The sequence below is a fragment of the Halalkalibacter oceani genome, assembly GCF_040544555.1.
Taxonomy (GTDB): domain Bacteria; phylum Bacillota; class Bacilli; order Bacillales; family Bacillaceae_D; genus Halalkalibacter; species Halalkalibacter oceani.
This window is the reverse complement of sequence record NZ_JBEPKD010000034.1, coordinates 1-21,403: the sequence shown is the minus strand read 5'-3', so window position 1 is coordinate 21,403 and position 21,403 is coordinate 1. Positions and strand designations below refer to the sequence as shown.

The 21,403-nt window shown below is 49.6% G+C and carries 15 protein-coding genes and 2 pseudogenes; all 17 read left to right on the top strand.

Annotated elements, in window-relative coordinates:
- Positions 1-15: 15 nt before the first annotated feature.
- On the top strand, positions 16-918 hold the full coding sequence (locus ABMB67_RS21560; protein ID WP_036623451.1) for an NAD(P)/FAD-dependent oxidoreductase: 903 nt from the start codon (positions 16-18) through the stop codon (positions 916-918).
- 110 nt (positions 919-1,028) lie between these two features.
- A complete protein-coding gene (locus ABMB67_RS21555; RefSeq protein WP_036628257.1) occupies positions 1,029-1,937 on the top strand; it encodes a class I SAM-dependent methyltransferase in 909 nt (302 codons plus the stop codon).
- Between the two features lie 78 nt (positions 1,938-2,015).
- The gene (locus tag ABMB67_RS21550; protein WP_036628256.1) at positions 2,016-3,401 is read left to right on the top strand and encodes a DHA2 family efflux MFS transporter permease subunit; all 1,386 of its coding nucleotides are present in this window, start codon (positions 2,016-2,018) and stop codon (positions 3,399-3,401) included.
- 122 nt (positions 3,402-3,523) lie between these two features.
- Complete coding sequence (locus ABMB67_RS21545) at positions 3,524-3,925, top strand: Rrf2 family transcriptional regulator (RefSeq protein ID WP_036623450.1); 402 nt, start codon at positions 3,524-3,526, stop codon at positions 3,923-3,925.
- Positions 3,926-4,200: 275 nt separating this feature from the next.
- A complete protein-coding gene (locus ABMB67_RS23515) occupies positions 4,201-4,314 on the top strand; it encodes a hypothetical protein (protein ID WP_488168263.1) in 114 nt (37 codons plus the stop codon).
- A 25-nt stretch (positions 4,315-4,339) separates the two neighbouring features.
- Positions 4,340-4,507, top strand: a complete 168-nt coding sequence (locus ABMB67_RS21540) for a type II toxin-antitoxin system HicA family toxin (RefSeq protein WP_074048767.1) — start codon at positions 4,340-4,342, stop codon at positions 4,505-4,507.
- 39 nt (positions 4,508-4,546) lie between these two features.
- Positions 4,547-4,831 (top strand): type II toxin-antitoxin system HicB family antitoxin, encoded by a 285-nt coding sequence (locus ABMB67_RS21535; protein WP_213509925.1) that lies wholly within the window; start codon positions 4,547-4,549, stop codon positions 4,829-4,831.
- Positions 4,832-5,151: 320 nt separating this feature from the next.
- Positions 5,152-6,618, top strand: coding sequence for a spore germination protein (locus tag ABMB67_RS21530; protein ID WP_283858649.1), 1,467 nt, complete (start codon positions 5,152-5,154; stop codon positions 6,616-6,618).
- A 15-nt stretch (positions 6,619-6,633) separates the two neighbouring features.
- A complete protein-coding gene (locus ABMB67_RS21525; RefSeq protein WP_354573271.1) occupies positions 6,634-7,818 on the top strand; it encodes a Ger(x)C family spore germination protein in 1,185 nt (394 codons plus the stop codon).
- 5 nt (positions 7,819-7,823) lie between these two features.
- Positions 7,824-8,906, top strand: a complete 1,083-nt coding sequence (locus ABMB67_RS21520; RefSeq protein WP_354573270.1) for a GerAB/ArcD/ProY family transporter — start codon at positions 7,824-7,826, stop codon at positions 8,904-8,906.
- Between the two features lie 7 nt (positions 8,907-8,913).
- Entirely contained in the window at positions 8,914-9,132 is a 219-nt protein-coding gene (locus ABMB67_RS21515; protein ID WP_341005390.1) for a hypothetical protein, read from the top strand.
- A 194-nt stretch (positions 9,133-9,326) separates the two neighbouring features.
- Entirely contained in the window at positions 9,327-11,888 is a 2,562-nt protein-coding gene (locus ABMB67_RS21510) for a winged helix-turn-helix domain-containing protein (protein WP_354573269.1), read from the top strand.
- Positions 11,889-12,062: 174 nt separating this feature from the next.
- A complete protein-coding gene (locus ABMB67_RS21505; RefSeq protein WP_354573268.1) occupies positions 12,063-14,801 on the top strand; it encodes an S-layer homology domain-containing protein in 2,739 nt (912 codons plus the stop codon).
- A 140-nt stretch (positions 14,802-14,941) separates the two neighbouring features.
- Positions 14,942-18,313: an S-layer homology domain-containing protein gene (locus tag ABMB67_RS21500; RefSeq protein ID WP_354573267.1), complete on the top strand. Its 3,372-nt coding sequence runs from the start codon at positions 14,942-14,944 to the stop codon at positions 18,311-18,313.
- Between the two features lie 567 nt (positions 18,314-18,880).
- Positions 18,881-20,173: a group II intron reverse transcriptase/maturase gene (gene ltrA, locus ABMB67_RS21495; RefSeq protein WP_055107312.1), complete on the top strand. Its 1,293-nt coding sequence runs from the start codon at positions 18,881-18,883 to the stop codon at positions 20,171-20,173.
- 594 nt (positions 20,174-20,767) lie between these two features.
- Positions 20,768-20,986 (top strand): annotated as a pseudogene (locus ABMB67_RS21490) (group II intron reverse transcriptase/maturase); the annotation flags it as partial.
- Positions 20,961-21,314, top strand: a pseudogene (locus tag ABMB67_RS21485) (radical SAM protein); the annotation flags it as partial. The pseudogenes ABMB67_RS21490 and ABMB67_RS21485, both read left to right, overlap by 26 nt.
- Positions 21,315-21,403 lie beyond the last annotated feature (89 nt).

The following is a 21,403-nucleotide window of genomic DNA, read 5'->3' as shown; positions in this document are numbered from 1 at the left end:
AAAGGGGAGATTCTTTTGATTTATGATTGTGCTATTATCGGCGGAGGCCCGGCAGGACTCAATGCGGCTCTGGTACTTGGGCGGGCCAGACGCAGTGTTGCGTTATTTGATAACAGCCAGCCCCGAAATGCGGTTACACATGCCTCTCATGGATTTATAACAAGAGACGGTGTGACACCCGCCGAGTTTAGGCGTATTGCATATGAGGAGGTTCTGGGGTATCCCTCCGTTGAACTTTTACCTTGGGAGGTAACCGAGATTCACCGGACTGATCACAGGTTCGTCGCCGTGGCGTCAACCGGAAAACGGATTGAAGCACGCAAATTACTGATCACCACTGGACTTAGGGAGATTTTCCCGGATATTCCAGGTTTGCGTGATTGTTATGGAACAAGTTTGTTCAGTTGTCCCTACTGCGATGGTTGGGAGCTTCGAGATCAGCCGCTAATTGTTGTTTCCGAGAACTCTGGAGTGTTTCATATGGCCAAGCTGCTCTATACCTGGAGTAAAGATCTTGTGGTTTGTACAAATGGGCATGCGGTTCTGGACAACGATCAAAAACAACTGTTGAAATCCAGAAACATCGAAGTGGTTGAACAAGCAGTAACGATGTTTATCGGTCATGAGGGGAAATTGCGGCAGGTGGAATTTGCAGATGGCACGCGAATCGAGAGAACGGGAGGATTCATTACACCGGAATGGAAACCGAAGGCGTCTTTTCAGGGTTCGCTTGGTTATGAGGTAAATGAGTTTGGCGGTATCGCCACAAATGAGTGGGGCAAAAGCTCGGTTCCAGGTGTGTATGCCGCCGGGGATGCAGCTTACGTCATGCCTTCCCAGTTGATTTATGCCGCAGCAGGCGGAAGCAAAGCGGCGATTGGCATCAACATGGAGCTGACCGAAGAGGATTTCGTTTAGCTCTAAGTGGACATGTCCTTCTCTTGGGGAAAAGTTTCTTAGAGAGAAGGACTTTTTTCAAAAGTCATAAGTGTAATGACTGCATCAAACAGAAAGGGATGAAGAGGATGATGACGAACGATTTTTTTAATGATGCCGTTTGGGAAGCAGCTTGGAAGAAGGATCCAGATACAGCGATTAGCAAAATGAAAAAAGTTGGAATTGATCCAGCACATACTTTTGACCATAGGGCAAAGTCATTTAACGAGCAGGCGTTTAGCGAAGAAGGCAGGCGAAGAACAAAACGGATAATGAATTGGCTGGAAAGTCAGGGTGTGACATTTAAAGATACCTCCATATTAGACATTGGAGCGGCCTCAGGCGGATTTACAGTGCCGTTTGCGGAGAGAGGGGCTAGTGTTACTTCTGTGGAGCCTAGTCTTCCATTAGTTGAGCTCTTGAAAAGTAATATAACGGGATTAAAGAACGGGAATGTAGAGATTGTGGCTGAGCCTTTTGAAGACATTGATATTCAAGCAAAGGGGTGGGAAAAAGCCTTTGATTTCGTATTTGTCTCCATGTGCCCGGTTATTGCCGACTGGGAGAGTGTGGAGAAAGTGCTGAGCTGCGCACGACAGTATTGCTATATCAGCCTGTCTGTCGGCTCCAGGGAGCACAGTCTGGTAAAAGAGATTTGGCCTTTGGTCACTGATCAGCCCATGAAAACGGAACATTTGGAAATGGCTTATTTGCTCCATTTACTGTATCTCAAAGGGTATTCCTATCAGTCGCTCGTAACCCGGGAAATGAAATCTACAGAGGTACCTAGAGACACGGCGCTCCAGGAGGTGATGGAATGGCTGAGAATCTTCGGTTTGCCTGCGGACGACCAGAACAGGAAAATCATAGCCAATTATTTGGAACGGACCTATCCGACGGATAAGGTTGTCATCCAGCAGGGTGGGCGTTTTGGCAAGGTGCTTATTCAGTTGAAGGATCAGAGCATGTACACCGGTGTCCAAGAATTTTCCCATAAGTAATTTCTTTAACTATATAATGGACAAAAAATATCTGTAATATCTACAAACTGGAGTGTCTGTAGTAAATTGAGGAACGTTATGAAAAGAAAACCTGTAATCATTGTCGCATCTCTAATCGTCGCGAATTTTTTGGCACAACTCATGCAAACCATGCTGAACACGGCTTTGCCACAAATGATGCTTGACCTTGGAATCCAGGTCAATCGGGCGCAATGGCTGATCACCGTCTATCTTCTGGTTTCTGGAATTGTCATCCCTGTGACGGGATTCCTGATCGGAAAATACTCGACGCGAACCCTGTTTTTCGCATCCGCTGGGGCCTTTACGACAGGGACGCTAATTGCCGGCTTCTCCGTCGACTTCACATTGATCCTAAGCGGACGAATTATTCAGGGGATTGGCGCCGGATTGCTGGTACCGGTGTTCCTGAATACGATTATCCTAGTGTTCCCAAAGGAAAAACTCGGGGCAGCGATGGGACTGGCCAGTCTCATTGTGGGACTCGCCCCTGCACTGGGGCCGACGATTTCCGGCTTCGTGATTCAACATCATTCTTGGAGAATCTTATTCTATGGGGTGGCGCCCATAGCGATCGCGAACCTGTTTGTCGCCTATTATTGCTTGGAAAACGTTTGGGATACGCATAAAGCGAAATTGGACTGGAGATCGATTCTTTATTCAAGTTTGGGCTTCGGCAGTCTGTTGTATGGATTTAGTATCCTTAGCGATCAGGGAAAAGGGATTCAGCTTGCGCTGACCTTCCTTATCGTGGGATTCGCACTGTCGTTTCTGTTTGTGAAGCGCCAATTCAAACTGGCCGTCCCTTTGCTTGATTTCAACGTATTTCGTTACCCGAGATTTACTTATGCATCGATTATAGGCGTAGTCCTGTTCATTGTGATGGCCGGAGTGGAACTGCTGCTCCCGATATATGCACAAAATGTCAGGGGACTACTGCCTAGAGAATCGGGGCTAATGCTGCTCCCAGGTGCATTGCTGATGGGGGTGTCCGGAGTGGTATCGGGTAAAATCTACGACCGTTATGGCGGTCGCTATTTGATTCGGATCGGCTTCTTCGGGATAGCCGCCGTAACGGCTCTATTAACGATAGCGCTATCGATTCACGCTCCGTATGGTCTGTTGGTAGGGTTATATGCGTTGCTTATGACCGGGGTCGGTTTTATGATGACCCCAATTACTGCTTTTGCCATGGCGAGCTTGCCGAATTCGATGATGAATTACGCTTCGCCGATGACCACGGCCATACGTACATTGGGCATGTCAATGGGCGGGGCACTGCTCATCACCCTGGTGACAATTACCGCAGATTATAGCTCATTCTCTTTTCCGATCAATATGCATCAAGGAATTCAAGCCGCGTTTTGGTCACTAGCCCTCGTTGCAGCGAGTGGTTTTCTTCTTACTTTCTTTGTTCCATATGGTAAAGGTTCAGTGGAATCGTAGGTCTTGGAGTGTTGCCAGTTACAACGAATAAAGGAGTAATAAGGGAGGCGATATTTGACATAAGCCAATATAAAAAGTTATTATGGGCACATAAAGTCCATAATTGAGGTGAACATCACGTTATGAAATTTTCTAAAGCGACAAACTATGCTCTTCATACGATGCTCTTTCTTGCCGCATTCCCGCCGAACAAACTTATCGGCGTACAGCAATTGGCGGAGAGACAAGAGGTTTCTCCAACGTATTTATCCAAAATCCTTACCAAGCTGGTCAAGGCAGGAATGATTGAATCGACTTCAGGAGCCAATGGTGGATATCGCTTAAAACGGAATTGGGAAGAAATCTCGTTTCTCGACGTGATTCATGCCATTGAAGGCTCCGCCTCCTTATTCGACTGTGAAATGAATCATGGATCAGAGTGTTTAGTTCAGAAGGTGATGGTATCGGCTGAAGAGAAAATGGAGGACTTTTTAAAAAACCAAAAATTATCTGAGATTGCTAAGAAAATGACGGTAGTTCTTTGAAGAAAAACTGTTTTTATGAGAATGGTTTATTTTATTAAACCGTTTGGGAAAAGCATGAAAGGAAGATATACAAACGGCATTGAACAAGATTGTGCTGCGTTAGATTGATACCATTGTCCTCTCGACCGCATCGATGTCGCGAAGAAGAGCTCTCGATATACCTTAATGGTGAATCGAGAGCTCTTCTTTTGCATATTCGGAAACTTGTCGAATGCAGGAGCCTGGAGGGTCTGGTTTAATTCGTGAAATGATGGGTCAGGAATCGGGATGATGGACTGAAAAATAAAGTATTAGACGGGAAAGCACTCGTCCCTATTCTTCCTCCGCAGGATAAATTGCCGACGTTCGGACAATATCGTTACTGGTTCAAGACTTGGAAGATACCTTAAAAAGGCGGATTAGTTTGCGTTCTCAATTGACAAATATAATAGTATTTGTTACCGTGGATTTTTCTCGGGAAGTCATCACCAGTTCAAGCACCCAACCCAAAAGGGACGAACAACCGTCAAACATCCTGACAAAGACATTCCCGTTCCTACGCTCAAAAGCATTGAACGGCGGTCGGGGTTAAAGTTTGAATAGCCCCGGCTCCCTCCCGACCATTCAAAGGAGGTATCCGACATGAAGAAGCCGGAGCGATATTTCTACCCTGCCGTTTTCACTTATGACCCCGGCAAGGAAATCGCTGTTGTTTTCCCTGATCTGGATTGCGCGACAAGCGGAACGGACGATCACGATGCGCTTTTGTCCGCGCGGGAACTGCTCGGCATTGTCCTGTACGGGCTGGAAGAAGATGGCGAACCTATTCCCGCTCCAACGCCGCTTTCCCAGATTCAAACCACGCAAGCGAACGAACGCGCTGTGCTGATTGATGTCTATATGCCATCTATCCGCAGGCGCAAGTGAACCGTTCTGTCAATCGGACGGTCACGCTTCCGGCTTGGCTGAACGCCGCCGCGCTGGAGAAGGGCATTAACTTTTCACAGGCACTGCAATCCAAGCTGATGCAGGAATTGGGCATTGATCGCGTGAACGATGCGAAGTGCTTCCTACACAGTCACATTCGCACTCCCGGCGCAACCTTTCCCGGCTTGGACGTTTTCTTGAATGTCTCGTATGGATTTCACCTCACGATAATTTGCAACAGCATAACTGCCAATGGAATAAGAATCCACCCAATAGGAAACAATGATAATGATGAGATGTGAGAATCTGGAGGTTCGTCGATGGCAGGAAAAAAACAAAATCTATTGATTAAGAATGATTTTTTCGGAGACATTCAATCAGCCCTCGGGTTCCCTCCAGACTTGGTCTGCCGATCCTTGTTTGCCCAAGGGGAACAAACCGTGCAGTGCCTGTATCTGGAATCGATGGTCAATAAAAAATCGATTGACGAATACATTTTGAAATCGTTCACGGAACATACGTTTTCCGAAGGGGAAGCGTCTCGTTCCGCCGAGAGCGGTTTTTTGCGTGAATTTTCCTTTTTCGATCCATATGAACAGTTGCGGGAACATGCCGTACAAGCTCTCCTTGCAGGCCATTGCGCACTAACCGATTTTGCAAGGGAGCGCGTTTGTCTCATCAATGTGACTGAACCCAAACAACGCTCCGTTGAAGAACCGAAGACGGAATCGACCATTCGCGGCCCGCACGAAGGGTTTACGGAAAGCATTCTGACCAATGTGGGGCTTGTCCGCAAACGAATCCGCAACCCATTCCTCCGATTTGATAAAATGAACATCGGCAATCAGACCAAGACGACTTTGCTTATGGTGTACTTGGAGAACCTCGCCCCGGAATCGCTGGTCCGGGAAGTGCGCGGCAGATTGTCAGCCATCCGGACGGACAGTGTGCTGGAAAGCGCTTATGTGGAGGAATTCATCCAGGACCGGATTTGGTCTCCTTTTCCGACGCTGACCAACACCGAACGCCCAGATATGGTAGCTGCCCAGTTACTGGATGGTAAAGTGGCCGTGATGGTGGACGGAACACCCAACGTCCTGATTGCCCCCATGACGTTTTTCGAGTTTTTCAGTTCTCCTGAAGATTATTATCAACGGGCGGACATCGCCACGTTTATTCGCTGGATTCGGCTGATTTCCTTTTTTACGGCCGTGTTCGTCCCTTCCTTGTATGTCGCGGCCACGACGTTCCATCAGGAACTGATCCCGACCCAGCTCCTGATCAGTTTGTCCGCCCAGCGGGAAGGGGTTCCCTTTCCCGCTTTCTTCGAAGTGTTGTTAATGGAAGTCGTGTTTGAAATTATCCGGGAAGCGGGGCTGCGCATGCCGCGGGCGGTCGGACAGGCGCTTTCGATCGTGGGGGCGATTGTACTGGGGCAGGCGGCGGTGGAAGCCGGTCTCATTTCCGCCGCGATTGTCATTGTTGTAGCCATAACCGGCATCACCAATTTTGTCGTTCCGGTTTACAGCTTTGGCATGTCACAACGCCTGCTTCGTTTTTCGTTCGTGCTGTTGGCCGGCTTTATGGGCCTTTTCGGCATTTTATGCGGTGCCCTGTTTCTGGTTGCCCATCTGGTGTCGCTTAAGTCCTTTGGCGTTCCTTACTTCACTCCCGCTTCCCCGTACATAGGAACCGATTGGAAAGATGTGTTGGTGCGGCTGCCCCGGCCCTGGCTGAATCCGAACGGTCTGCCCGGATATATTCGGAATATGAAGAGAAAAAGGTAATTTGGAGGATCAAACATGACCAACCGGTATGCAGCGGGTCTGTTCATCCTGATGATGTTTACCGCCCTGCTTACGGCTTGCTGGGACAGAACGGAAATGAACGAACTGGCGCTGGTCAGTATGATGGGGGTGGACAGCGATCCGGAGAGCGACAAAATAACCGTGTATTACCAGATCATCAACCCGCTCAGCGGCACTTCCGCCAAAGGTACGTCGGGAGGCGAACAAGCCCCTGTATACACTTACGAAATCAGTGGATCGTCTTTTGGAGAAATCAAATCTACGATTTACAAAATATTGCCGCGCAAGTTATTTATGGCCCACTGCAAGGTGCTGCTCGTTTCTCGGCGGGTGGCCAAACAAAACATACGCGATATTGTCAACTTTATCGAAATGCAACCTAATGGCCGTTCGTCACTCCCGATGCTGATTGTCGACGGATCGATATCTCAGGTCATGAGAACATTAACTCCCCTGGAGCGGGAGCCGTCTGACACGATCGATTCCAGGCTCGACCTGCTGATCCGGAATTCGCTCCTGGTGGGAAAACAGATCAAGGTCAGTGATGTCATTGAACGGATGGAAAAGTCAGATATGATCGTATTGCCGTTGATCCCCGAAATGACAGAGGCACCTTCTTCCAACAGCGGGGAAAGGTCGGCGGATATCGACGCCAATCAAAACAACTTTATCATCCGGGGCGGGGCGGTTTTCCGTGATTATCGCATGGTTGGCAAACTGAATGATACGCAGCTGGTCTGGTACCATTTGCTAAATGGCGATCGAGGTCGCCACGTGCGACAGTTTCAGGTGGAAGGAAAACAGGTATCCATGGCATTGAGACTGGCTCGCATAAAACGTGAGGTCTTCTGGAAATCCGACCAGCCTGTCGTTCGGATCCGCCTGGACCTCGAATTGTCCACTGCCTATACAATCGAGTTCGTCCCGAAGTCTCAGAACGAGGTGGAGAGACTTGAAAACAGACTGAATCAGATCATAGCAGACGAGTCGCTTGCCTTTTATCACATGACACGGGAGCGGGGCTGGGATCTGCTAAGCATCAAGGACTTGTTGCGCAAACAAACGCCAAATCATCCGGATATCGACCAGGCGGCGAAACATGCGCAAATTGAGATTCTTGCAACTACCCGGCTGCTCCGAACGGGAAGCATGAGTCAACCTTATGAAGGAACAGGATGAAGCCAATGATTTCCCGATTCCAGTTTTACCTATTGACGATCAATTATATCCTCGGAACCACCCTTTTCGTGCTGATTGGGCGGCTGGTCGTACAGGCGGGACAGGATGCCTGGCTCATGCCCTTGTGGGCAGGAAGTTTTGGCATACTCGTCGGTCTGTTCTGGATTTTTCTATTCCGATATTACCCGGGCAAAAGTCTGGTGCAAATCCCGCTGGAAGCTTGGGGACGTTCTCTGGGAACGCTTGTTTCCGTCCTGTATTTTCTTTATTTCTGTATTTTGGCTGGATGGGCTCTTCGAAATTTAAGCGATTTTTTAAATGGCACCATCATGCCGGAGACGCCGAAAACCGTTTTTCACGTCATGTTTTTGCTTGTCGCCTTTTACACGGTCGCTCAGGGGACGGAAGCCATTGGACGATTAAATCAGGTCATCACTCCGTTTTTGTTCTTCCCGTTCTGGTTTGTTCTGTTGCTGGCAGTGGTGAACTGGGATTGGGGAAGACTTCAGCCCGCTTTCCATTCCGACCTGGGAGCCATCCTGCAATACCATTCCTTTTTGGGCTTTCCCTATATGGAAACGATTGCGCTCACGACATTGTTTCCGCTGGTCAAACAAGGGGCAACACGCCCTTTTTTGCTTGGGCTCTTGACCGCTTCCGTTTCTCTTGGCATGACCTTGTTTATGATTATCGGTTTATTAGGAGTGGAGAGGGCGTCACAACTTATCTTTCCAGTGTATACGACCGTGCAGGAAATTTCCATCGGAGAGGTAAATATTAATGTCCATTCCATTATCTCTGTTGTTTTACTGATTCTGATTTTTATCAAGCTGTTGGTACTCGTTTACGGAGCTTCCGAAACGCTGCGTCAAGTTTTCCGTCCCAAAACCCGGTGGCCTCACTTTCTGGGTTTGACCATTTTGTTGTCGGCGACCGCCTTGTCTATTTATGAAAACCCGATCCAGAACGAGGAATGGGATGAAAAATATACATTCATCTATGACAGTTTCTTTGTTCTGCTGATCCCCTTTTTGTTGCTGGTGACAACATGGGTCAGACGCTCGTTCGAGAAGCGAAAAGGAGGATGAATTGAACATGTTGATGCTTCACATCCTGCTGGCGCCTTTGATCGGTTTGCCGATGTTGGGATTGCTTCGAAAGAAACTTTATCGGGATGCAGCCGTTTTTGGGGCTGTATCTGTTACTGGCTACGGATTATGGATTTGCATCGCGAATCATCGTCCTTTTATCATTACGATCTTTATTGAAAGAATGATTGAAATGTTAAAATCCATTTTAACGACGATGATATGAACGCAGAAGGGGCAGTTTCGCGGGTTCTTCCCGGTTCTGTACTACTATGATCCGCCAATCCTTGTGAATAGTCAACATCATAACTTTTCCGCGTTGTGTAACCAGGGATAGCCCCGCCAAAATAAAAGATTTTTGGTAAAATGGTAAGGAAAATGTTCATTCCTGATGCTTATAGTCAAAGGGAGGGGCTAACCATGATCATAGCCACGAAACTGCATATTCCTCGATCGCGAAGCTCGCTTGTTGTGCGTTCCCGTCTCACCCGGCGTTTGCATGAAGGGTTAGATCGCACGCTTACTTTGATCTCAGCTCCAGCCGGGTATGGCAAAACGACATTGCTCGGCGAATGGGTAATGACGCTGGAAAATCCCGTCGCCTGGGTCTCGCTTGATCAAGGGGATAATGATCGCACGCGCTTCTGGGGGCATACCATTGCAGCGTTAAAACAAGCTTATCCGTCTTTTGACCAACAGGACGTCCTTCGTCATGCCGCAGAAGATCCATCGGGTGTGTCACTGATTGCTGCGCTCATCAACGGGCTACATCGCATTTCACACACGATGGTGCTCGTATGGGATGACTTTCATCATATCGAAGAAACGTCCATCTTGCAGGGCGTCACTTATCTGCTGGAACGTTTGCCACTACATGTCCATCTCTATCTTGCAAGCCGAAATTCTCCAGCGCTTCCTCTTTCCAGACTACGAGCAGAAAATAGGCTGATCTGGTTGGAGGCGAGCGATCTCCGGTTTGTGCCGGACGAAACGACTGAATTTTTTGCGAAGTGCGGTGGTATACAATTATCCAATGAAGATGTGGCGACCGTACAAAAAAAGACAGAGGGTTGGGCAGTGGCGATGCGACTGGCGGTCTTGTCAATGCACGAACATACCGATCCCGTATCTCTAATCCGGAAGATGGCGGGGACGGAACGTGATATATCGGATTACTTCTTTGATGAGGTGTTAGCCCGACAATCCGCAACGATGCAGCAATTTTTACTCTATACTTCCATTTTAGACCGGATGAAGGGCGAACTTTGTCAAGCGGTAACTGGTATAGCCGAAAGTGATGCGTATCTGCAACAATTAGACAAGGAAAGCTTGTTTCTTGTAGCTTTGGACGAGTGGCGGGAGTGGTACAGGTATCATCATTTATTCCGGCAATTTTTGACGGCGCAGTTGAAAATGCGCGAGCCGCGGCAATGGCAAACACTTCACATGACAGCGGGAAAATGGTTGGAAGAGAACGGTTATCCGCATGAAGCGGTAGATCATTACCTTGCGGCTGCCGATTATGAACATGCGCTATCATTGATAGAGGAGATGACACCGGAGCTGATGACCAATGAATGGACGACGCTTTGCAAGTGGTTAAACGCAATTCCCGACACGCTGTTATTTGCCAGACCGATGATGCTGTTGACAAAACTCGCTTCCCAGTACTTGTCCGGGCATGTCGAAGCGGCCACTGACGGGTATTGGCAAGCGGTTCGCAGGCTAGAAGAGGACACAGATCCCCTTCCTCCTGAAGAAGCCGAAACCTTACATGCTGGGCTTGCTTTTCTGGCTGCATTTCGCACGTTTTTGGATCGGGATTTTGAATATGCCGTTCAATTTTCACAGGAATATGTCGAGAAGCATCCGGAAGGCGATTTCTTCATTGGCTTCGGAAGCGATGGGGATGGCTATCATCCGGTGTGGGATATCTATGTGTCGGATCATGGCCTGCGACTGGCGGAGCAGGTGTTAACGTCCTTGCTGTCGATTTGGTCTGAAACCCGAAATGTCTATTTTGTTGCTCATCTTTATATCGACTTTGGAAAAATGAAGTACGAACGAAATCGCTTGGTCGAAGCGGAAAAGCTGATGCGCCAAGCCTATGATATTGGAAGATTGCATGATCATCGAAGCTTGGCGACCATCGCAGCGCTATGGCTTGCCCGCATTGCCGCCGTACAAGGAGACAAGGCGACGTCAAAGCACATATTACAAGAGTTAACCCAACAAACGTCCAAGATAGCGAATCCCCATTTGTCCGGAAAAATTGCCTGGTTCCGCGCCATGCAAGGCTGGATGCGTGGGGAAGAGAAACCGGTGAAACGATGGCTGAAAAAGAGCGGCCTCCGATTCCATGATGAAATTCCAGTATCCATGATCAAGGAATACGATCTACTGGCCTCTATACTGGCAGAGCAGGGGAAATTCGAGGAAGCTGCAGCGTTAGCGGAGCGTCTTCTTTTCATGGCCAGAGAAACAGGACGGCAAAGCGATCAAATCCGTCTTCTTGTTCGTAAGGGCAGGCTTTTATCCTTACAAGGAAAGGTTGCAGAATGCATGGACGTGTTGGAAGAAGCGCTGGCATTGGCGTGGCCAGAAGGGTACATTCGAACCTTTGTTGACGAAGGAGCACCTCTTGGCCAATTATTGGATCAATATATCCAACTGCGTCAAAAACAGCATCGCCGCCCCAGCCATAAGGTGTCTTTATCCTATGTGAAACGGCTGCGAAGACTGATTCCACAAGTCGAAAGGGAAGCCGGTACTCCCCATGAAGGAACGGTGGTTGTTTTAACAGCAAGAGAACAAAGCGTGCTTCGGTTGATGGAAACGGGAATGTCTAATAAAGAAATCGCGCTCAAATTGAATGTTTCCCTGGCAACCGTAAAAACACACATTAACAATATCTACGGCAAATTGCAATCCAAAAATCGCTTACAAGCGTTGGAACGTGCCAGAACACTACAATTGTTCTGATTCGTTCCTTTTTTTATCTAAATAAACTCCACCCCCATCTTCAACCTTTGTGATTTTTGTGACAGGCAGGGTTGATCACAAAGGGATTGGAAGTTTGTATAATAAATCAGATGAAGCTATAAAGAGATTAACCTGAAGGAGGATTTATAAGAGATGAATCCACGGGGAAAAAGCATGAAACAATCATATAAAAGCAATAGAAGGAACGGCTTGGTGAAGCTGTGCATCGCTTTGCTGCTCATCCAGTCGTTTCTGATCACGGTACCCTATGACAACGTGTCTGCTCAAGGGAGCTTTCATCCAGCCTTGAGTGATCGTTCGGGAGGAATCCTGCAAATCGCAGGAGGACGGAATCATTCCTTAGCTTTAACAGCGGACGGGAAAGTGCTCGCCTGGGGGGAGAATAAAATTGACAAAACCATGGTCCCCATTGAAGTCCCCGATGAAGCGCAGTCCAATATTGTCTCGGTGAGCGCAGGAGATAATCACTCCCTGGCTCTCACAGTAAGCGGCGAGGTCATCGCCTGGGGGGGAGCAGAGGGAACCGATGTGCCGGAGGAAGCGAAGAGCGATATCGTAGCCATTGCTGCGGGACCTGCTGCCTTCCATTCGTTAGCCCTCACATCTTCGGGAGAAGTCATTGCCTGGGGGAGAAACGACCACGGACAAACGGTTGTACCTGATGCAGCGAAAAGCGGCGTGATCGCGATTGCAGCGGGATATTGGCATTCTTTAGCGCTAAAAGAAGACGGAGATGTGATTGCGTGGGGAGATTGGGGATGGAGAAAACTCAATGTGCCTGAAGAGGTGCAGGGCAATGCAGTAGCCATTAGTGCAGGAGCTCATCATTCTTTGGCATTAACTGAATCGGGGGAGGTGTTTGCTTGGGGGAGAAACGATTTCGGAGAATCTTCTGTGCCGGAGGAAGCGAAAAGCGGGGTTGTCGCCATTGCGGCAGGGTATGTACATTCTCTTGCCTTGAAGTCTGACGGCTCTGTCATTGCCTGGGGCATTTCAGACAACACAGAATCGGACGACCACGGACAAACGGTTGTACCTGATGCAGCGAAAAGCGGCGTGATCGCGATTGCAGCGGGATTCTACCATTCGCTTGCCTTGAAAGAGGATGGGACGATCATGGCCTGGGGTGATAATCGTTCAGGTCAACTCAACATTCCAACAAGTGATCTCGAAACGATTGAGCTAACCGATCAAAGCGGTCGGGAATTGGAACTCTTGTTTGATCCTTCGAAGCAGGAATACACGGTATTAATTGACAATCATGTTACGTTGGTGAACGTGCTCGCGACATTGGAAAATGCGGAATTTGCAGCTGTGTATGTGAATGGTGAGCGACAATCCGATCCCGCTAAAGGAGTCAATATACCAGTAACCGATGAGCAAACGGTCGTTACCGTGGAAGTCGTCCCTTATTTGCAAAAAAGTAAAACGTATACGATCACGCTCATACAAGAAGCAAAGCCAGAGCAAGTATCGAAGCCAGTCGCCAGTCCTGCGGGCGGTGCAGTCCCGGCTGGTACAACGGTGACGTTGAGCACGTATACGAACGATGCAATGATCTACTACACAACAGACGGCAGCACGCCTACTAGCAGCAGCATCGAATATACCGCGCCCATCGAAGTGACAACAGAGATGACGCTTAAGGCGATTGCTGTGAAGGCAGGCATGCTGGACAGTGAAGTGCTGGAGGAGCATTACACGATTGCAACGATACCTGCACCGGCGAATTTAACAGCTTCGGCGGCTGATCGTTCCGTTACATTAAAGTGGGATGCGGTTACGGAAGCAGGCACCGTGACTTATGCGGTTTACCAAGCGGAAGGCACATCAGCTCCTGTCGATCCGGCGAACTGGAAGCTCGTTCAATCAAGTGTTGAAACGAACTCCTACAATGTCACAGGATTGACGAACGGAACAACTTATGCATTTGTAGTGAAGGCTATCACTGTGGAGGGGGCCAGTGATTTCTCTAATGTAGCGATAGCGACCCCAAGAGCACCAGGGGGTAACAGCGGTTCCGGTGGTGGTGGGGGCGGTCGTATGTTATCCAACAATGCGGATCTGGCGGATCTGCGCGTATGGGTGGAAGGGAAATTATTGAAACTAAGCCCTTCATTTACTTCTGGAACAACAGAATATACGGCCCGTACAGAAGCCGAACGAATTGAGATTGTGGTCAAAGAAGCTCACTCCGCGGCGAAAGTCATATGGAAGGACAAGGTGATTACGGATAGAATTCAAGTCGATTTGGAGGAAGGCGACAATAAAATTGTGCTCACGGTACAAGCAGAAGACGGCACGAAGAAAACCTATACGCTGACCGTATATCGTGAAATGCCAAAGACAACCGAACCGGTTATTGCATTTACAGACATCGCCGGACACTGGGCGGAGGACTACATCATGCGTGCTGTAGAGAAAGGCTTTGTCAGCGGTTATCCAGATGGCACATTTAAACCGAATCATCCAGTCACACGCGCCGAGTTTACCGTGATGCTTGCAGGTGCATTGAAACTGGAAGGCAACGGTTCTGCGCTAACTTTCACGGATCATGACCAGATTGGCGGATGGGCGAAGCAAGCCGTTGCGCAGGCCGTACAAGCGGGCATCGTGGTTGGATTCAGCGATGGCAGCTTCCGGCCAAACACGCAGATCACACGCGTAGAAATGGCGGTGATGGTCGCCCGGGCGCTACAACTGGAGCTTAACGCGAATGCGTTACCCGGCTTTGCCGATGATGAAGCGATTCCGCAGTGGGCGAAAGGTGCGGTCGAAGCCATCCGCAAACTTGGCATTGTCGATGGCCGCGGCGGAAACCGTTTTGTGCCGAACGAAACGGCTACCCGTGCAGAAGCGACGGTGATGCTGCTAAGATTGTTGGATAGATGATAGAGCATCGTGCTGACAAGTATATCCCTCCGACTAGGAAGCGATCAGTTTCGACGAATCCGGGGAACAACAGCAGAGCGTGAACAAGGCCATGCTTGCGATGGAAAAGATTGATCTGGGAGCCTTGGAGAAGGCGAGAATTGGACTTTCAGACGGACAATGATGCTGAACTGGCGGGCTCCGCACGTTGGAAAGGAAGTGAAAGGAAAATGAGACCGTTTAAATCAGCCGTTCTGTTGGCGGCGTTCGTTCTTTGTTTCGGATGGATCTGGACACAACTCGTCGGGACTGACGGGAATTGGGTTCAGGCCGCCGATGGCGGTGCATTCGCGCCGTCAAGCAGTGATTTTGCCGGCGGCTCGGGCACGGAAGAAGACCCGTATATAATCGAAAGCGCTGAACAGCTGGACAAGGTGAGAGATTATCTGGATGCCCATTTCCGATTGGGAGCCAATATTGATCTTTCAACTTACAGTGCTGGAGAAGGATGGTTGCCAATCGCAACGGTATACTCTTCTCCATTTACCGGAACATTTGATGGCAATGGCTATCAAATTACAGGATTAAAGATCAACCGTGCAGACAAAGATTATCAATCATTGTTTGGAGTGACGTCAGAAACGGCTGTCATCCGGAATGTCCATCTCGAGGTCGTGGAAATCAAAGGGAGAGGCAACGTCGGCGGGTTAGTAGGGTATAGCAACGGGATGATTGAAAACAGTACGGTAACGGGAACTCTTATTCGAGGAGAAATGAAGGTTGGCGGGTTAGCCGGTATTGTTAGAAATGACGTGATCGGGTCATCCGCCCATATCGAAGTTGTCGGAGAGCGTGAAGTCGGGGGTCTGGCAGGTCTATTTAGGGGTTCGACTGGTAAAAAGATTACGATTCGCGATTCATTTGCAACTGGTGACGTTGCGGGCATAAATAATCTTGTAGGTGGTTTAGTTGGCATAATTTCATCGGGAAATATAGGAAGTGTCAATGAAATCACGAATTCATATGCGACTGGGGAGGTTAATGGAGACCAGCTTGTAGGTGGATTTGTTGGTAAAGCTGAAGCCCTTCCATCTGGTGTGGTCAGAATTAAGAACTCCTATGCGACAGGGAATGTCAACGGTAAGCAATACGTGGGTGGTTTGATCGGATTTAATGTTACAAATGGTTACGATTCGCCAATAAGTTCAGTGATAGAAGTTGAGCATTGTTACGCGACAGGCAAGGTAACAGGTAATTCTGAGACTGGCGGGCTGGTCGGGGCGAATAATGAATATGAAGAAAGAGGAAATATCATTGAGGTCGCCGGCAGCTACTGGTTGACCGATAGCTATACGGATGGTGAATTCCCTGACAATGGAATCGGAATACCTGTGGAAGAGGCGGATCTCCGCGATCCGGAAACATTTAAGGATTGGGATCTCACAGAGGGCTGGTACCAGTACGACGGACATCGGCCATTTCTCCAATGGCAAAACCCGCTCATCTCTTGGGATGCGACCATTGCAGACAAACACTTGTCCCTTGATGACAAGACCAACATTACCGTGAATACGGAGCATCAAAACGGGGATCGCTACAATGCGACAACTACCGCCACGTATACCGTTGATCCAGATGCCCCCGTAATTGTGCATGTTGATTCTAACGGGGAGGTCAGCGCCGTCAAAGGTGGTAAAGCAACGATTACCGTATCTTTATTCGACAAGTCGGAGACTTTCGCCATCGTCGTGGACAGCGGAAGTCCGGAACCGCCGACGATCACCCTTCATCCCGACGGCTGGACCAATGCTGCCAAAGTGGAAGTGGCGATCGACCACAGCGCCGCTAACCCAAGGCAGACAGATGTTCACACGATTCGTGTGAAAGTCGGTGACAAGGAGTGGGAGGATCGTGCATTTAACGGTACACCTATCCGCTTAGAGGTGACGGAAGAAGGGCAAACGAAGATCCAGGCGCAAGCGATGGATGACATCGGCAATAAGAGTACGATCGTTGAGCGGACCGTGAAGATCAGCAGAAGCGGCCTGAAGCTGGATGTGGATTTGTATTTTACCGATAATGACAGTAAAGCATATCCCAGCGGAACGTGGACGAACCAAAGTGTGACCGCAGCGGTTTATGCTTCTCATGACCACGGGATCGCGCTGCGGCCCATTGCATATTCGTTGGATGAAGGAGCGGCTTGGGAGATTTATCATGATCCGCTCGACTTCACAACAGAGGGGCAGTACTCGCTTTGGTTCAGAGTGGAAGATGTATTAGGCAATGAAATGAGCGAGCATGTACTCATCCGTATCGATCACACGAATCCGGAGATCGAATTGAAACCCGACGGCGATGAAACCCTCTCGCGGACCATATCCAGTCAAGTCAACGTGAAGGACGACGGCAGCGGGATCGATGCCGCTTCCCTCCGTTATGTTTGGTCAACGAGTTCAGACCCGTTGGATGAACATGCCGACTGGCAACCTTTCATTAACCAAAGCACGTTGAGTTATGCAGACAAAAACGGCGGCGACTGGTATTTGCACATTTACGCCAAAGATCAGGTGGGTCAAGAGAGTTATAAAATATCCCAGCGCTTTCGTCTGGTGCGTGAGCCCGATCCTTCAGATTCGCCGAGTCCGCCTGCCTCTGCACGCTCCGGCAATGCGACACTGAGGGAGCTCATCTTGTCAGAAGGCGTGCTGACACCGGAATTTTCGGGGGACATTACGATGTACAAGGCTTTGATCCCGCATGATGCTGACAGCATCCAGCTCACGATCCGTGCTGCACATCATCAGGCTGGAATCAGCGTGAATGGTCGGCAAGTCCGGAGTGATCAGGGAAGCATTCGCATCCCCTTGCACACGGATACGGATATCATTGACATCGTGGTCACTGCAGAAGACGGAACGCGCAGAACGTATTCCATCACCGTGGAACGTATGCAAGAGGAGATGCCGGACCCGCCTTCCCCGGAGCCGTTATTTGCGGATATTGCGGGTCATTGGGCGGAGCCGTTCATTCAGGAAGCCTATGCAAAAGGCATCATTGCCGGATACCCTGACGGTACGTTTAGGCCGGATCATGCCGTCACCCGCGCTGAATTTACGTTGATGCTCGTTCGTGCCTTGCGGCTGGAAGGAGAAGCGGGAGGCGATGCGCCTGCTTTTGCGGACGGGGAGCAAATTGGCGAATGGGCAAAGCAAGCGATTGATTTGGCGGCAAGGGCAGGCATTGTTTCAGGATATGAAGATGGAACATTTCGACCTGGTCGCCCGGTCACTCGTGTGGAAATGGCGGTGATGATCGCAAGAGCAACAGGAGCGGAGTTGACCGACCATACGCACACCCGATTTGCAGACGATGCCCGTATTCCGGCATGGGCGAAAAGTTACGTGGAAGAGGTTCGTATCATGGGCATCATTCACGGTCGCGATCGCAATCTCTTCGCGCCGAATGAGACGCTGACCCGCGCGGAAGCGGTCACCAGTATCCTGAGATTGTTGGAGCTGTTGTCACAATAAGGTTTGGTGCAGAAGCGCTTTTGCTTCTGCACCTTTTTTTTGCGGCGTGCCCAGCTAAGCACGCATCTTCTAGCCGGTGAAAGTCCGGTCGCGGGAAGGGCCAAGCCCCCGCGTAGCTAGGATACCTACGTATGGCGAAATCTGTACGTAGAAGCGTATCGACGAAAGTACCTGTCAGAGGCAGGGCGAGCAACATACCAGGCCGTAACATGAAAGTGAATCCTGCCGCGTCGTCAAAAAGGCCTCGCAAGAGGGAAAAGAGGAAGCCGAGTCCCGCGTACATGGACGAAGGCCATGGAAGCTGCCTAGAACTTGGAGCGGCAGTGAAGAATCCTCCGGCGTAGAGGGAACGGCATGGTATGAAAGAGGATGCAGTGAACTGGGGAGGCCCTCCCCTGCACGGTTGCAGAAACCGTAAAGAGGCCTTCTATAAGCCCCAGAGGTGAAGTGAACGGTCTGCAGGAAGGGAGTCCGAGGGGCTCATAGTACCGTGGAACGCAGGACAACACAACCTGCGGGAGGGAAGGAGCCCTGCTTTGTTCAAGTTTCTTGAGGAGGTACGAGTCAGTGAATGCCAAACGGCTAACAACACCAGAGGAAAACGTTCAACAACTCCAAGGGAAACTCGGTCATGCGGCCAAGGAGAACAAGAAGCGAAGATTTCACGCGCTGTACGACAAGGTCTATCGGGTAGACATCTTATGGGAAGCGTGGCGAAGGGTACGAGCCAACGAGGGCTCGGCAGGAGTGGATGGAGAGACGTTGGCAGACATCGAGAAACAGGGAGAAATGCGTTTTGTGCTTGAATGTCAACGGCTACTGAAAGAAGGGAAGTACCATCCACAACCCGTTAGACGCCACTACATCCCGAAGAAAGATGGCAAACTGCGACCGCTGGGGATCCCGACGGTGAGAGACCGCGTCATCCAGATGGCGACCAAACTCGTCATGGAACCCATTTTCGAGGCGGATTTTCAGGACACGTCTTTCGGTTTTCGGCCTAAGCGGAGCGCGAAACAGGCGTTGGAGCGAATCCGGAAAGCATGCAACCGCAAAGGAAATTGGGTGGTCGACGTCGACATCCAAGGCTACTTCGACAACATCAATCAGGAGAAACTGATGAAGCTGATCGAAATGCGGATCAGTGACAGGCGAATCTTGAAGTTGGTGAGGAAGTGGTTAGGTGCGGGAGTGATGGAAGAAGGAAACATCCGACGCTCAGACTTGGGTACACCGCAAGGGGGAGTGATCTCACCACTGCTGGCGAACATCTACCTGAATTACTTTGATCTTCTGTGGGAACGACATGGCGGTAAGCTTGGGGAACTGACGCGTTATGCAGATGATCTGGTGATCATCTGCAAGACGAAGAAGGACGCACAGCGGGCCTATGAACTCATACGAGCGATTATGGAACGCCTGGAATTAACCCTGCACCCCACGAAAACGCGCATCGTTGGACTTTGGACTGGGGAAGAAGGCTTCGATTTTCTGGGCATGCATCATCGAAAGACGAAGGCCGAAACATCCAAAGGCCAAGTGTACTACACAACCCAGCAGTGGTTGTGCCGGAAGGCGGAAGAGCGAATACGGGAAGGGGTAAAAGAGCGATTAGCTCCGCCAGGTATGCGACGCCTGAGTTTCGAAGAGCACGTGGAGTACCTGAATCCAAAGATTCAAGGCTGGCGCAATTACTACTACACAGCTTACAGCCAGAGGAAGATGGCGAAGTTGGATTGGTATATCCGGCAGCGGTTTGCGAAGTGGTATGCTAAGAAACACAAACGCAGACGATGGTTGAGTTCGCTGCGCGAAGTGAAGTCTTTGTCTATTCAATATGGACTTAAAACGCTCTTGTAATCTGCATGCTCATGATGACGAACATCGGAAAGCCGTATGAGGGAAAACCTCACGTACGGTTTGATGAGGAGGGGCTGGGCCCCGCCCAGCCTTTCACTCTAGCCCGGCATGGGTGCCGTGCTTTAGGGGAAAGTCCCAAGCGGGGGCTGGCGAGCACCTACCGTTAGCCAAAAGTAAGGGTGTCCATCGTGAGGTGGAATCTGAAGGAAGCTGGAGGCAAACACTCGACCTGAGATACACGAATCCAATGTGAGGCTAGTACAGTCGGACGAGTCTGCGAAACAAGGCGAAGTCCTAAGCCGCCAAGGGCTGTATGAGTATATTGGACAGGTGCATGGATGAAAGTACGCATCCTTATCCGGGGAGGCCTGCATGGCACGCCATCTGAGGATGGTAACCAAGGCCGTAAGGTTTTGCTGAGCGTGCAGGAGTCAGCAGAGGTCATAGTGCGTGAGTAAGGGACGCCTGAAAAAGGGAAGGGCCAAACGTCAACTCAGGGATGGATCAGACGTTTTCGAGAACGACGCGTTGAAGCAGAATTCCTATGGAACTCCTTCAGGGAAGTACGGGTGAAGCCCAGAGGACCTTGAAGTGATGGTTAAGCGTCGTCCGGCAAACTCCGAGTCCCATGAGTACTGGCCGCTTATACGACAACAATTATTAGAAGGGGCCTATCAAACGGCACCAGTCCGAAGGGTCGAAATCCCGAAACCCGACGGCGTTGTCAGATTATTTGGCATTTCGACTGTGGTAGATCGCTTTATCCAACAGGCTCTTCTCCAAGTGCTTACTCCTATCTTTGAAGCACATTTTGTCAATGACAATTGAAACCGATCGGGAAGATATAAAGCGGCTTTTTGCTCCGGTTGCACCGGGAATTAAGCTGCGAATTCAAGCATTAAGAGAAGTACATGAGGTAGGGATAACTACACAAGCGTCAATTTCACCTGTACTGCCGTTCACTCCGGATTTCCCAAAGTTACTGGAAGGTATCGTAGATCGGATATGGATAGATACACTTAATATCGGGGATGGTTCGATGGGGAAACACTCTGAACGACTCGGCATGCACCAGTTGTTCAAAGCCTATGGACTTTCGGAATGGTATCAAAAAGATATCCATCTCAGAGTAGAAAAGTGAGTCAATTTCATAATTTGAACCCTTAGTCTCGCAAGGTTTTCAAGGCACGAAAAAAGGAGTACCTCCCCAAAAGTCGAATGAGTTAAGTG